The following is a 14,132-nucleotide window of genomic DNA, read 5'->3' as shown; positions in this document are numbered from 1 at the left end:
TTTTTACGATGTTCTACAAATTTAACATAATTTTCTAAATATAAAAATTTTAGAGTAAATTTGACAAAAAAATAGCTTGAAAAGAGAAATTAAGACCACAAAAGACGGAAGTAAAACATTGTTTATCAATGATTTAAATGAAAACTACCATTCTCATCACGGAGCACTTCAGGAAGCAGAACACGTGTTTATCAAAAATGGACTAAATCAGATAAATGATTACGAAATTAATATTTTAGAACTCGGTTTTGGAACAGGTTTGAATGTTTTGGTGACAATTAATGAATATTTAAAAACTGACAAAAATCATGTCATTAATTACTTTTCCCTTGAAAAATACCCGATAAATGAATCCGAAATTAATGATCTTGCCTATTTTGAGCATTTTGATAACCCGGAATTCAAAAATATTTATCAAAAAATTCATCAGGCAGACTGGGGAAAATCAACAGAAATTCTTACAGGCTTTAATCTGAAAAAGATTGAATGCGACTTCTTTGACCTGAAAGACATAGACTTACCGGAAATCAACCTTGTTTATTATGACTGCTTCGGGGCGAGAGTACAGCCGGACCTGTGGGAAAAGCCACTGTTTGAGATGGTTTCCGACAAAATGTCCGTTAACGGATTATTAACAACCTACTCTTCCAAAGGAAGCGTAAGAAGAATTCTCCAGGAACTGAATTTTAAAGTGGAAAAAAAACAGGGCCCTCCGGGAAAACGGGAAATGATTAATGCGGTGAAGCAGTAATTGAGAGGAAGGGCTAAAAGGCAAAGAAGTTAAGGCATTAGGAATACATAAAACTGGGAGAAGTAAAAACTGCTATAATTAAAGAGTAAATTAAAACTCTATTCACTAATTTACGCTATCAGCTTTATCTGCCTTTTAGCCTTCTTGGCTTTCTTCCTTACTCCTTTTCGCCTTTCAGCAATTCGCCTTTTTGCTCTTTAGCCCTTTTGCCCATTCCACTTATTTCCTTATTTTAGCTATACAAAATATTATATATGATTGATAAGATCAACATCAGAGTATATGCATGTGCAGTAAAAGACAAAAAAGTACTGACCCTGTTTGAAGAATATGCCGGTGAACCTTTAATGAAATTTCCGGGAGGAGGACTGGAATTCGGGGAAGGACTTTTGGAATGCCTTCACCGGGAATTCGATGAAGAACTGAATGTAAAAATAGAAATTGTAGAGCACTTTTATACGCAGGAAGATTTTCTGGTTTCACGTTTCAGAGAAAATGAGCAGCTTCTTACCATATATTATATAGTAAACATTATTACTGAAGAAGATTTCCTGATCCTTGATCCCTGCATCGAAAAAACGGAATGGATTGACATCGACAGACCCGACAATCCTTTTCCCCTGCCGATAGATAAAATTGTATTTGATAAATTAAAAGAAAAATTCCTGTAAGCTGGCTTACAGGAATTTTATATTTATTTTCTGACTTTAAAATCGGCGGCTCCGGGATAAGGCTGCAGGTAGCCGGAATTCCAGTTGGACTGAAGAAGGGATTCTATAAACTCATCCGTTCTGTTCTTGTGGGGATTGTATTGGTCCTTCAGATCAATGTCTGCCATTTTACCTTTTACATTCCACCAAAAAGCGCTCCACCCGCCTCTCATTTCTTTTATGATTTCATAAACATTTTTTCCGGTTGCCCTGTTCATCAGCTTGGCAAAAACCTGGCCTTCAGTTGTTGTAAGATCTCTAAGCTGTTTTTCGTATTGATCTGCAAGTATAGTTTGCCTGTCTTTTATAAATTTTCTTTTGGCTTTGCTGTCCATATCCGTCATATCAGCCTGAATGTCTCGGTATTGCTGAAGGGCAGTTAAAAATAACGGATATACCCTGTTCAGCTTTTTATTAAGAAAGTAGTAGTAGTTTTTGTCCAGTTGATTATTGAACCGCGGCTTATTCACCAGAACCAGCTCATCCAGTACAACCACAGGTTCTCCGTTAATTTCATAAACCTTCATCTTCTGACGCTCATCGTAATAGTATCTATTACCGAACTCATCTGTTTTTAAAGATTCAGCGGGGTATTGATTGAGGGGTTTTGCAATGATAGAATCCTTCTGACCAAAAACACTGATTCCAAAAAAGAGGATGAAAAGACAGACAATCTTACTAAAATTCATTATTTTTACACTTCTAATAACAAAAATTACCCGCAAAAATCATTCCCTTTTATGAAATTTGAAAAGAAATCTTTGAAATTTTTAGAGAAATACCTAAACACCTCTTCACCAACAGGTTACGAACATAAAGGCCAGGAAATCTGGATGGATTACATCAGACCGTATGTAGACAAAATAGAAGTAGATCATTATGGAACGTGCTATGGGATAGTGAATCCCGATGCTGAATTTAAAGTAGTAATTGAAGCTCATGCAGATGAAATCTCATGGTATGTGAATTACATTACTGATGACGGATTAATCTACGTTATCAGAAACGGAGGCTCGGATCAGACCATTGCTCCTTCAAAAGTGGTTCATATTCACGGAGAAAAAGGAATCGTAAAAGGAGTATTCGGATGGCCAGCCATTCACACAAGAACCAATCAAAATGAACCGACTCCGAAAATTGAAAATATATTCATCGACTGCGGAGCGATTTCCAAAAAAGAAGTTGAAGAAATGGGAATTTATGTCGGATGCATGATCACCTACCCTGATGAATTCTTTGAAATGAACGATCGGTATTTTGTATGCAGAGCCTTAGACAACAGAATCGGTGGTTTTATGATTGCAGAAGTGGCAAGACTTTTAAAAGAGAACAAAAAAACAATACCATTTGGGCTGTACATCACCAACTCCGTGCAGGAAGAAGTAGGACTGTATGGTGCAGACATGATCGCTGATACCATTAAACCCAATATCGCCATTGTAACCGACGTTACCCACGATACATCCACCCCAATGATCGAAAAGAAAAAAGAGGGTGACCAGAAATGTGGTGACGGGCCTGTCGTTTTCTTTGCGCCAAGCATTCATCACACCATCAGAGAGCTAATCATTGATACAGCAAAAAGCAAAAAAATTCCGTTTCAAAGAGCTGCAGCAAGCAGGGCTACAGGAACGGACACAGATGCTTTTGCCCATTCCAACGGCGGAGTTCCAAGTGCTTTAATTTCCTTACCTTTGCGCTACATGCACACAACGGTGGAAATGGTATCTAAGGAAGATGTAGGTAATGTAATCCAGCTGATCTATGAAACTCTTCTCAAGATCAAACCGGAAATGAAACTGAAGTATCATTAATTCCAATTCAGACTCCAGATTTCAGACATCAGATATTAGACTTTAATGACTGTATTTGTTATCTTTTGTAAAATCTGATGTCTGAAATCTGATATCTGAAAATCTAAGTAAAGTATAAAAAGTAAAAATGAAAACGAAGCTTATTGCTCCATCCCTGTTATCCGCAGACTTCGGGAATCTGCAAAGAGACATTGAAATGCTGAACAATTCACAGGCAGACTGGTTCCACATCGATGTGATGGACGGGAGATTTGTACCTAACATTTCATTTGGCTTTCCAGTCATGAAAACGGTACAGCAACATGCCAAAAAATTTGTTGATGTCCACCTGATGATTGTAGAGCCGGAAAAGTATGTAGATGAATTCATCGATCACGGAGCAGATCTTATTTCTGTGCATTATGAGGCCTGCACGCATCTTCACAGAACTATTCATCATATTCAGAGCAAAGGGGCAAAGGCCGGTGTTGTTTTAAATCCCTCTACTCCGGTACTGATGCTTGAAGATATTATTGCCGATGTTGATCTTGTTCTTTTAATGAGTGTAAACCCCGGATTCGGAGGCCAGAAATTCATTGAAAATACGTATAAAAAGATTGCAGAAACCAAGGATCTTATTTTAAGCAATAATTCCACAGCACTTATTGAAATTGACGGTGGAGTAAATCTTGACAATGCTTCTAAGCTTTTCGAAGCAGGAGCAGACGTTCTTGTCGCGGGAAATGCAGTTTTTTCTGCAGAAAACCCGGAAAGAACAATCGAATTACTCAAGATTTAAAAATCTGAAATTTTAAACATCTATACGGAAAGGCAGCCAAAGGCTGCCTTTCCTCTTTAAAAAATATTGGTTCTGTCAGCCTAGAAAAATTAAAGTAGATATTTATCAGAAAATTATTAAAACAACGATAAAGAAAAAGGCAGCCCTTGGGAGACTACCTTTCTTCTTGCGGAATTTGAGCTTATGTGGTTATTAGTTTTTTGTCGTAAGACTTTAATGCTTAAGATTCCATTGTGCAATTACTGATGTAAATTTCCAAATAAAATCCTATATGGCACATCCGTAGAAATACTGAATTTTCGATTCAGTGTTTATACGGATAGCCGGATTATTCCGGAATATATCTGTTCCAGATACACGCACAGATCACCAGAACAATACTGATTACCGAAAATACTGTTCTGATGTTATTTAAAAAATTCCACCGGTTTTCAAAATTACCTCGCATCTCACTGATTGCATCTGCAGTGGAACCATTGACATCAAACTTATCAAGCATGTCATTCATAGGGACATTTCCGGCAACTGTTACTCCAAAAACTCCGATGAGATAAGCAACTGATGCCAGAAGAAGAAAAAGAAAGGCAGGCTGCTCTCCCCGAAACAGAAAAGTCGTGACCGGAAGCAATACCGCAGTTCCCATAAAGCTCATAAAAAATACAGGGTTAAGTATTTCCCGGTTGATACTCTGCATCGATTTCAAATATTCAGCATCGGAAAGTTTACCCAATCCCAGGACTACAGAGCATGAATAGGCATAAAAAAGCCCGGCGATTAAAGCCGTAAGCACAGCCGTAATTAATAAAAATACCGTTGTCATTTTCATATGTTTTGATTTGTGATGTATCGTGAGAAAATCCTAGTAAGGATTCCATTTCTTGATAATTTGCTGTGCAGTGGCAATCATTTCCTTATCCCAGTTTTCAGGCTTGAAATAATGAAACGCTTCATTTTTTACAGATTGGGCAGCATTCCCCTCAAATAGTATTTTTGTGAGTTTTGTCTGCTCTTCATACAGCAACAGATCTTCCACCGGCTCTGAAGATTCTCGTTTTCTTTTATTCCACGGTTTTGTTGTTCCAGTGGGAAAATCTGAAACTTCAATAATCTCTTTTACTTTGTTAAAATCATTAAAAAAAAGCTGTTTTTTTCCCTCAGTATCCAGAGTATGTCCAAGTCTTTCAATAATAACATATTCAAGGTTAAGGCATTGGGAGAGAACTTTTGGAAGAACATCTATTATTTCATCAGGAATATCATCATCATGGGTATCTCTTCTTACAGGTTTGTTTCCATAAGAACTTTCCTGCCAGCTTCCTCCTGAAAGATGAATTTCCTTAACTTTTTCCAAAGGATACATCCGGATGAGTTCCTGCATATCAATTTTAAAATTACAGGACTGACAATAGATATTATGAAGATCAAGAATGAGAAATCCGTCAATATCTTCTATTAGCTTTTCTAGAAATTCACCCTGCTCTTTTACATCATCCATAGAAAATGAAAAAGCAAGATTTTCTACTCCCACCGGAACTTCTACCGTATCCTGAAGTCTTTTGAGTCTGTCCTTCCCTATCTGAAGAGTTTTGGAATGTAATGGAACGGGCAACGGAATACCCTGATGGAAATTTTCGGTATTCATAAAACCGAAATGCTCGGTAATATGATTGTATTTTCTGTGTCTGAATTCTTCTTTCAGTTTTTGAAGCCAGTCTTTCTGACGGCTGGTCCATCTGGCATCAAATAGGGAATAATAAACGCCATGACCCAGAAGACGGTCGTTTTCTGCATAAAAATCAAGAAGTCCGGAAAGCCATTCCGGTTCTTCCACGTCATAAAAGGTATCGAAAGACCATTCCAGTACATCCACAGAATTATTTTGCAGAATAGAAAGTATGGCGGAAACAAAATCTGCTTCCGGCATCATAGCCAGTCCTAACAATGGTTTTTTCATATCTTACCCCATTCCACAGGCCGGACATGCACCGCCAGTTCCAAGAACAGTGTCTTTTCGGGGTACAAATTTTGTTTCTGCGGTCTTTACAGGCTTTGGAGATTCTGCCTTTTTAATTTTACTAACCGCTTTTTTCACTTTTTTGACAGGCTTTGTAGTCTGCCCCGATACACTTACAGCCAATAAGCTGGCCATTACTAATGCTGGAACTTTCATAATACATTTTTTAATGAAACTTACAATAAGTATTCCAATATGATAATGCTAAAAATACAACAATTTATCCGGGAATGTTTTTAAATTTAATCTTTCTTTTTATTTCATGTTAAAGATATTCAAGCTTTTGCAAAACAAACTATAAGTACTGAAATTAAGATGAACCTGACAATCAGTTCTGACTATTTGGCATAAAAAAACCAGAGAAAGTTTCTCTGGCTTATATTTTTTTTGAATGGTTTTTCTTAGAAAATTTCTCTTCCTGAAAAGTGGAACTGAGCTTCGATAAGAGCATTCTCGTCAGAATCTGAACCGTGAACGGCATTTTCACCAATGCTTCTTGCAAACATTTTTCTGATGGTACCTTCTGCAGCTTCTGCAGGATTTGTAGAACCAATCAATGTTCTGAAATCTTCTACCGCATTGTCTTTTTCTAAAACAGCAGCTACGATAGGACCAGAACTCATGAATTCTACCAACTCCCCATAAAATGGTCTTTCAGCATGTACTTCGTAGAATTTTTTAGCATCAGCAACAGTAAGCTGAGTTAATTTTAATGCTTTGATCTTAAAACCTCCTTCTGCGATCTTCCCTAATATAGCCCCGATATGTCCGTCTGCTACTGCATCAGGCTTAATCATAGTGAATGTAATGTTAGACATAAATGTATATTTTTTTAATGCCGCAAAATTACAAAAAATATCTTTGATTTTTATTTTAATTTTTTTTTAACATAAAAATAACTTTTATTAAGAAATGCCCCAAAACTTTGGCACAGTAATTGTTAATTCTATTACGATTCTCATGTTTAATTTGAGTTTTCATGGTTATTAGTTTTTACCCAGCTTCGGCTGGGTTTTTTATTGGCAAAAATAATGACATTTCGTTACAGATTTAATAATTTTAAAAAGCCATTAAAACCATATTAATACATTATTGCTTCTTTTTCAATCAATGAGATAATGTTAATTTTTTGATATTTTTTTATTTCATGTATCTGAATTCCAAAATCCGGACATATGTGGTAAAAATTATAAGACAAAAAGTGGACTTATGGTGAAATTAGAAATTACCCTATTTATTAAAAATAGAATATCATTCAGAAAAATAAATCCCTAGAATCGCAGAATGCTTAATCTGTCTTCTAAAAAGTTTCAGATTTAAGATTGCAAAGATGCCACTAACCTTCGATTGTTTTTTTTAAGGCCGGAATTTATTTCAGAGGAATAAGTATCTGCTGTAGATGATTGAGGAATATTTTATTTCTGCATTTCTTCAGCTTCCTCCATCAGCTTGACATAGGTTGCATAACGGGAATGCTGGATCTCCCCTGTTTCAAGAGAATCCAGAACAGCACATTTAGGTTCATTAATATGAAGACAATTGTGGAATTTACACTCTTCTCTTTTTTTGAAAATTTCAGGGAAATAATGCTGTACTTCTTCTTTTTCAATGTCGATCATGGCAAATTCGCGTACGCCAGGTGTATCAATAACATTGCCACCAAAATCCCAGAAATGCATTTGAGCGAAAGTCGTTGTGTGCTTTCCTTTCAGGTGAGAATCTGAAATTTCAGAAGTTTTTAAATTTAATCCCGGTTGCAGTGCATTCACCAAAGTAGATTTTCCGCAACCCGAATGTCCGAAGAATACGGAAGTTTTATTTTTAAGAAGTTCCTGGAGCTGATCAAAATTCAGTTTGGAATAAGAGGAAATTTCCAAAGTATCATATCCTATTTCCTGATAAAGGAACTCTATATCTTTTACCAGCTCTATTTCTTCACTGTTCAGAACATCAATTTTATTGAACAGGATGAGAGGGGTAATATTATATGCCTCGCAGCATGCCAGAAAGCGGTCCAGAAAACCAAGTGAAGTTTCGGGATGCTTCAGGGTAAAGATAAAACATGCCAGATCTATATTGGAGGCAATAATATGAGCTTCTTTTGAAAGGTTGACCGATTTTCTGATCAGGTAGTTCGTGCGGGGTTCTATTTTAGTGATCCACGCTATTCCATCCGATTCTAACTGAAATTCTACAAAATCTCCTACAGCAAGCGGATTGGTAAGTCTTGTCTTAATCAGTTTGAATTTACCCCTGATCCTGGCTTCGAAAATTTTGTCCGTTTCGAATTCCATGACCTGGTACCAGCTGCCTGTAGATTTAATGATTTTCCCTTTCATAGATAATGTGATGCAAATATAAGCAATTAGGGCTTAGGGTTCAGGATATAGTTGAAAATATAATTTCTCTTATAATCCAGCGCCCTAAGCCCTATTATTAGTTTTCACAGAAATTCTGGAAGGATCATTCCCTATCCCTAACTTCTGATTCCTAATTCTTTACTTCTCGATCATAATACTGTTCTGTACTTCAATAGATTCTTCGTGAATGGCTTTGAAAACTTTCTCAATAAATTCCTGAGACATTCCGGTTTCTTTTGCTTTCTGTGTTGCGTATTCTGTGATTACTTTCCATCTTTCGGGCTGGAAAATTGCTATATCATTTTCTTTTTTAAGCTTACCGATCTTTTCGGAGATCTTCATTCTTTGGGAAAGCAGCTCAATCAGCTGGAAATCAAGATCAGAGATCAGGGTTCTGTGTCTTCCCATTTCGTTATCAAAACCTGCTAGACCGGAATTTCTTACTTTCAGATTTCCAATAAGTTCTGCCAATACTTCCGGGGTAATCTGCTGGGAAGCATCACTCCATGCCTCATCAGGGTTGCAGTGTGTTTCAATAATGGCTCCCTGGTATCCTACATTTAAGGCTTCCTGGGTAACATCTGCAAGACCTGTCCTGTTTCCGCAGATGTGGGAAGGATCTATCAGCATGGGAATATTCGGGAACTGACTTTTGAAATCAAGGGCGATCTGCCAGTTGGGATTATTTCTGTATTTTGTTTTCTGGTACGTTGAGAATCCTCGGTGAATGACTCCCAGGTTTTTAATATCCTGTCCCAAAAGTCTTTCCAAAGCACCAATCCAAAGGGCAAGATCCGGATTAACAGGGTTTTTAACGAATACCGGTTTATTGGTTCCTCTTAAAGCCATTGCAATTTCCTGAACAGTAAAAGGGTTTACGGTAGATCTTGCACCGATCCAAAGAACATCTACATCAGCTTCCAGGGCGGCAAATACGTGATGAGCGTTTGCTACTTCCGTAGCGGTTTTGAAACCATATTCTTCTTTTACTTTTTTCAGCCAATTCAGGCCAATCACTCCCACTCCTTCAAAACCGTTAGGTTTGGTACGGGGTTTCCAGATTCCTGCACGGAAAATGGGCACCTGAGCATTGGTTTCTTTTATTCTTCTGGCGGTTTCAAGCATTTGTGCTTCACTTTCAGCGCTGCATGGTCCGGCGATCATTAATGGCTGTGAAAGCTCGTTGATCCACTCGTTTTTTACATCTTTTAAATTCATATTTTTAAATTTATTGTTTTTTTATTTTCTAAGTTAACAGCAATAGTCCTTTTATTATAAAATTTATTTTATAATTCTTTTCAAAAAATGCCGTTCAAAATGGTTTAAAGGAATCAGGAAAATGTAAGGACTTTACGTCTCCTGTATTTTTTGGAAAGAAATTTAGTTAGCAGTACCAATAAAATCGATAATACGTTCTGAAATTTCTATAATAGAAAGCAGAAAAACTAAAATAACCGCTAAAGAAATCAGCGGGTACAAAATGAGACAGAGATGGGATTAATGATTTTTCCACTGGATTCTGAAACTTCTGTTGTTTAGTTCTAATCTTATTTGTTTTGTCAAAAACTTAATTTTTGCAAAAATCTTTGACAAAGATATAAAAAAACTTATTCTGACAAAAAAAATTGTGATAAATACAATAAACTATGTCAAATCGAATTTCATCAAATCATCCAGATCTTTTAAAAGAGGATTTTTCTCAATAAATTTTTCGAATACTTTTCTTTTGGTAAGCACTTCAATTTTAAGGTTATCGAAATCACGCTGGTAATCGATCACAATAGCATGATTGTGGACTTTTGTTTTGAAGTGATTGAAAAATTCTCCTGCAATCTTGTCAAATTCAACCTTAGCCGAATCGGAAGGGTACAAAACTTTAATGGTATTTTCTCCTGTCTTTATCAGCTTAAATGTTTTTACTGCATTAAAGATGAAGCTGTTTCTGGTCTGAAGCTGTTTGAGCATCAGATTCCATTCCATCTGCAGGTCTGTTTCTGTAAAATGGTTCTGGGGAAGGTTTTCCGTTTTTACAGCTGCGATTTCTTCTTTTACTTCTATCTCTTCTTTATTCAGGAAAGAATTGATGCTGAAAGCTGAAGAAATTCCCTGTCTGGACAAGGGTTTTGTAGTTTTAACAGATGTTTCGGGAACAGTCTCGGGCTGGAGTGCTGGTTTTATTTCTGTTATTACTTTTTTCTCAGGTGCTTTTTCAGGAATTTTCATTTCCTGCTTCTCACTGAGAAACGGAGCCAGTATTAAGAACTTTTTTTTTTAGTATCACCTGGATTAACTGTCAGGGAAGACAGCTGCATCAGTGCAATTTCTACTGTAAGTCTTGGATTCTTGGAATTCTTATAATTGATGTCCGCATGATTGCAGATTTCTATCCCATCAATCAGTTGCTGAGGGCTCCATTTCTGGCTTTGCTCTACAAATTTCACTTTGGTCCTTTCCCCTACTTCAATAAGCTCGATTGTCCTGGCGTTCTGTGCCATCATCAGATCTCTGAAATGATTTCCCAGACCGGCAATAAAGATATGGGGATCGAAGCCTTTTTTCACAATTTCATTAAAAGCAAAAAGCACTTCAGGGATTTTGTTTTCTTTGACGAGATCCACTATGTTAAGGTACTGGTCGTAATCAAGGATATTGAGTACTTCAGCAGCTTTGGCCAATGTGATGTTCTTCTGGGAGAATGTGGAAAGCCTGTCAAAAATAGAAAGCGCATCTCTTAAGGCACCATCCGCTTTCTGGGCAATAAGATACAGGGCATCATCCTCATACTGGATATTTTCTTTCTGTGCAATATTGCGCAAATGTCCCTGAATATCTTCGATAGTAATTCTCTTGAAATCATAGATCTGACATCTGGATAAGATGGTAGGGATTATTTTGTGCTTCTCGGTGGTTGCCAAAATAAAAATAGCGTGTGCCGGCGGTTCCTCAAGGGTTTTAAGGAATGCATTGAAGGCTGCAGAAGACAGCATGTGCACCTCATCGATAATATAAACCTTATACTTACCTACCTGAGGCGCAAAGCGAACCTGATCTATCAGTTCCCTGATGTCATCTACGGAGTTGTTGGACGCCGCATCCAGTTCATAGATGTTATAGGCGAAGCCGTCTTCTGAAACAGAACCATCCTTTTCGTTGATCTTCCGGGCCAGGATTCTGGCGCAAGTGGTTTTGCCCACACCCCTAGGACCGCAGAAAAGTAAGGCCTGAGCCAATTGATTTTCTCCAATAGCATGTTCTAAGGTATCTGTAATATGGGATTGTCCTACTACAGTGTCAAACTGCTGAGGACGGTATTTTCTTGCAGATACGATAAAATTTTCCATTGGTCAAAAATAAGAAATATAGTTTTAATCTGAAAATTAAAAGTTTTCAAATATCAACAAAAAAATATATTTCAGGTTAAATTGGAAAACTTTTAATGATTAGTCTTTTGCTTTCTTTGTTTTGTAGTAGTGATCTATAATCTCAACGATCACTTTTTGCACTTCAGCTCTTCCTTCTTCGGTTCTCATATCAATACCACAGAATTCAGTTCCATTGTATGCAGGGAACAGGTTCAGGTAGTAAACACCTGCTGCTATCAGGGCTAACATCGCTCTAACATTTGTGGCGTTTTCTCCAAAGTAAGGATCGGTTACGTTTTCAAACAGGTTAGCCGCTACATCTTCTCTTTGCTTCAATATATTTTTAAGTATTGGCTTACTTTCTGAAAGTTCCCAAAGAATAATTTTCTGTAATTCCTTATTTTTCTTCAGGCTTTCAAACTGCATAAGAATTCCCTGGGTTAAGGCTTCCTTACCTTTACCTACCTGTATTTCTTCTTCGATATCGGGGCTGAATTTACTCCAATAGTCCTGAGACCTTATATATTCATCAATAAGTTTGTCGGTACTTCCAAAGTACTCATAAATAAGCTTTTTATCGAAACCGGCTACTGCTGCAATCTTACTTACTTTCAGACCGGAGTATCCTTTAACTCTCAAAATTTTACCAACTGCTGCAAGCAGCTTCTGTTTTGTTTTTTCTTTGTCCCTGATAGGGCCTTGAACTACTTTTCTGGGCATAATTTATTATTTTTTTGCAATATGCAATTTTTTATTTATATCATCAAACACATTAAGTGTTTTATCAAGATGTTCTTTCTCGTGTCGGGCTGTTACTGTCATTCTTATACGGGCATCTTTTCTGGCTACGGCGGGATACATAATAGGGTTTGTATACACTCCTGCCTCAAGCAATATTCTTCCGATATCCCACATTTTATTCTGGTCTCCTATTTTCACCGGAATGATGGCTGAGCAGGTAATTCCTGTATCCAAACCTAAATCATTAAGTCCTTTTTTGAAATAATTGATATTATCCCATAGCTTATCTTTCCAGAATGGCTCTTCATCAATAAGATCAATTGCTTTTAGGATTCCGAAGGAAGAAGGTGGTGGTGTTACTGAGAAAATATGCTGCCTGGACTGGAATTTAAGGAATGATGCTATTTTTTTGTTAGCAATGGTATATCCTCCCAGGTTGCCGAAAGTCTTGCTGGATGTTCCTGTAATAAAATCTACCTTATCTAATAAATTGTCGTCCTCAAGGGCTCCTCTTCCGGTTTTTCCCATAACTCCAACACCATGGGCATCATCTACCATAAGATAGGCATTATATTTTTTTACAAGAGCATATATTTCTTTGGCACGTGAAGTATCCCCTTCCTGAGAGTATACTCCATCTACAATAACAAGCTTTGTACGGTACGTATCTTCACATACTTTCAAAATGTGTTCCAAAGCTTCCAAATTATTGTGCGGAAATGTTTTTTTATTGGTAAAAGCACATCCTTCGTGTACACTGGCATGCACTCCCATGTCCAGAATGGCGATATCTTCTTTCTGCATTAATATCTGTAAAGTGGCACTGTTAGCTGCATAGCCGGTGGTAAACAATACAACTTCATCTTCATTTCTGCCAAAAAAATCAGCAATCTTTTTTTCTATGGCATTATGATAATCAAAATATCCACCGATCAGGGGTGATGCTCCTGTACCTGTCCCATATTTCTCAATTCCTTCAATAGCTGCCTGTTTTACTTTAGGGTGTTGTGTAAATCCTAAATAATCGCTGGAAACAAAGCTTATGTATTCGTTATTTTGGTTGGCTATATCTATATTGAGTGTTGCGTTGCTTCCTGAAGTATTTTTCAGTCTGTAATTCATATGTCCTCTGGATTTCATATGATTTAGAAATTCATAAAAGTAATCTGCTCTCTGAGCAATATCATAATCAGGGATATTCTCAAAATCTTTAAATGTTGCTGTTGTAAAATCAATGGTCATCCTTAATATTGTTAGTTGTTTAATGTTAGTTGTTTAAGTAACAAATATATGATTATTAGAATCTGTAAAATCTATCTGTTATATTAAATATTATATGTGATTTTATAGACATACCACTTATAATCTGATAATCAAATAGCTTTACTGATCCTATATCTGTTATTTTTTGATCTATTTATCAGTTTTTTATCTGAACCTAAATTTAACAAAAAAGCAACAACAATAATCCACTATTAGTAAATAAATCACAAAAAAAAGACAAATGTTTCACAATTGCCTCATTTATAAATTATTATTCTCAATTACCGGATTAAGATAGAAAAATATTCGAAAGGATTGGTGCATTGAAGGGGCTGTATG

General features: G+C 36.7%; 15 protein-coding genes. 4 read left to right on the top strand and 11 right to left on the bottom strand.

Annotation, left to right across the window (positions count from 1 at the left end; genetic code table 11):
* Positions 1 to 76: 76 nt before the first annotated feature.
* Together mnmD and ACM40_RS16480 are read left to right on the top strand one after the other, a co-directional pair.
* Positions 77 to 751: a tRNA (5-methylaminomethyl-2-thiouridine)(34)-methyltransferase MnmD gene (gene mnmD, locus ACM40_RS16485; protein ID WP_048503899.1), complete on the top strand. Its 675-nt coding sequence runs from the start codon at positions 77 to 79 to the stop codon at positions 749 to 751.
* Positions 752 to 1,005: 254 nt separating this feature from the next.
* Complete coding sequence (locus ACM40_RS16480) at positions 1,006 to 1,422, top strand: NUDIX domain-containing protein (protein ID WP_048503898.1); 417 nt, start codon at positions 1,006 to 1,008, stop codon at positions 1,420 to 1,422.
* 23 nt (positions 1,423 to 1,445) lie between these two features.
* On the opposite strand, the gene ACM40_RS16475 is transcribed toward ACM40_RS16480, so the two are convergent.
* Positions 1,446 to 2,150 (bottom strand): DUF4294 domain-containing protein, encoded by a 705-nt coding sequence (locus ACM40_RS16475; RefSeq protein ID WP_048503897.1) that lies wholly within the window; start codon positions 2,148 to 2,150, stop codon positions 1,446 to 1,448.
* A gap of 51 nt (positions 2,151 to 2,201) precedes the next feature.
* Between ACM40_RS16475 and ACM40_RS16470 the strand changes: the two genes are divergently transcribed.
* Both ACM40_RS16470 and rpe read left to right on the top strand, forming a co-directional pair.
* Positions 2,202 to 3,275, top strand: coding sequence for a M42 family metallopeptidase (locus tag ACM40_RS16470; protein WP_048503896.1), 1,074 nt, complete (start codon positions 2,202 to 2,204; stop codon positions 3,273 to 3,275).
* A 127-nt stretch (positions 3,276 to 3,402) separates the two neighbouring features.
* Positions 3,403 to 4,053 (top strand): ribulose-phosphate 3-epimerase, encoded by a 651-nt coding sequence (gene rpe, locus ACM40_RS16465; protein WP_048503895.1) that lies wholly within the window; start codon positions 3,403 to 3,405, stop codon positions 4,051 to 4,053.
* A gap of 328 nt (positions 4,054 to 4,381) precedes the next feature.
* Here the strand turns inward: rpe and ACM40_RS16460 are convergent, their stop codons facing one another.
* The 10 genes from ACM40_RS16460 to ACM40_RS16410 form a co-directional block, all read right to left on the bottom strand.
* Positions 4,382 to 4,873, bottom strand: a complete 492-nt coding sequence (locus tag ACM40_RS16460) for a DUF1772 domain-containing protein (RefSeq protein ID WP_165579320.1) — start codon at positions 4,871 to 4,873, stop codon at positions 4,382 to 4,384.
* Between the two features lie 39 nt (positions 4,874 to 4,912).
* Positions 4,913 to 6,007 carry a DUF692 family multinuclear iron-containing protein gene (locus ACM40_RS16455; protein ID WP_083996892.1) on the bottom strand — a complete coding sequence of 365 codons (1,095 nt, stop codon included), beginning with the start codon at positions 6,005 to 6,007 and terminating at the stop codon, positions 4,913 to 4,915.
* Between the two features lie 3 nt (positions 6,008 to 6,010).
* Complete coding sequence (locus tag ACM40_RS16450; protein WP_048503892.1) at positions 6,011 to 6,223, bottom strand: hypothetical protein; 213 nt, start codon at positions 6,221 to 6,223, stop codon at positions 6,011 to 6,013.
* Between the two features lie 245 nt (positions 6,224 to 6,468).
* Positions 6,469 to 6,885, bottom strand: coding sequence for a nucleoside-diphosphate kinase (locus tag ACM40_RS16445; protein WP_034722935.1), 417 nt, complete (start codon positions 6,883 to 6,885; stop codon positions 6,469 to 6,471).
* Positions 6,886 to 7,482: 597 nt separating this feature from the next.
* On the bottom strand, positions 7,483 to 8,406 hold the full coding sequence (gene rsgA / locus ACM40_RS16440) for a ribosome small subunit-dependent GTPase A (protein ID WP_048503891.1): 924 nt from the start codon (positions 8,404 to 8,406) through the stop codon (positions 7,483 to 7,485).
* Between the two features lie 159 nt (positions 8,407 to 8,565).
* On the bottom strand, positions 8,566 to 9,645 hold the full coding sequence (locus tag ACM40_RS16435; protein ID WP_048503890.1) for a chorismate mutase: 1,080 nt from the start codon (positions 9,643 to 9,645) through the stop codon (positions 8,566 to 8,568).
* Between the two features lie 426 nt (positions 9,646 to 10,071).
* Entirely contained in the window at positions 10,072 to 10,650 is a 579-nt protein-coding gene (locus ACM40_RS20770; RefSeq protein ID WP_228376199.1) for a hypothetical protein, read from the bottom strand.
* Positions 10,651 to 10,682: 32 nt separating this feature from the next.
* Positions 10,683 to 11,768, bottom strand: a complete 1,086-nt coding sequence (gene dnaX, locus ACM40_RS16420) for a DNA polymerase III subunit gamma/tau (protein WP_048503888.1) — start codon at positions 11,766 to 11,768, stop codon at positions 10,683 to 10,685.
* A 99-nt stretch (positions 11,769 to 11,867) separates the two neighbouring features.
* Positions 11,868 to 12,509 carry a TetR/AcrR family transcriptional regulator gene (locus ACM40_RS16415; protein ID WP_048503887.1) on the bottom strand — a complete coding sequence of 214 codons (642 nt, stop codon included), beginning with the start codon at positions 12,507 to 12,509 and terminating at the stop codon, positions 11,868 to 11,870.
* A 6-nt stretch (positions 12,510 to 12,515) separates the two neighbouring features.
* A complete protein-coding gene (locus tag ACM40_RS16410; protein ID WP_048503886.1) occupies positions 12,516 to 13,772 on the bottom strand; it encodes an aminotransferase class I/II-fold pyridoxal phosphate-dependent enzyme in 1,257 nt (418 codons plus the stop codon).
* Between the last annotated feature and the right edge of the window lie 360 nt (positions 13,773 to 14,132).

The organism is Chryseobacterium sp. BLS98, from assembly GCF_001045445.1.
Taxonomy (GTDB): domain Bacteria; phylum Bacteroidota; class Bacteroidia; order Flavobacteriales; family Weeksellaceae; genus Chryseobacterium.
The sequence above is the reverse complement of the archived record's forward strand: the minus strand, read 5'-3'. Positions and strand labels throughout refer to the sequence as shown.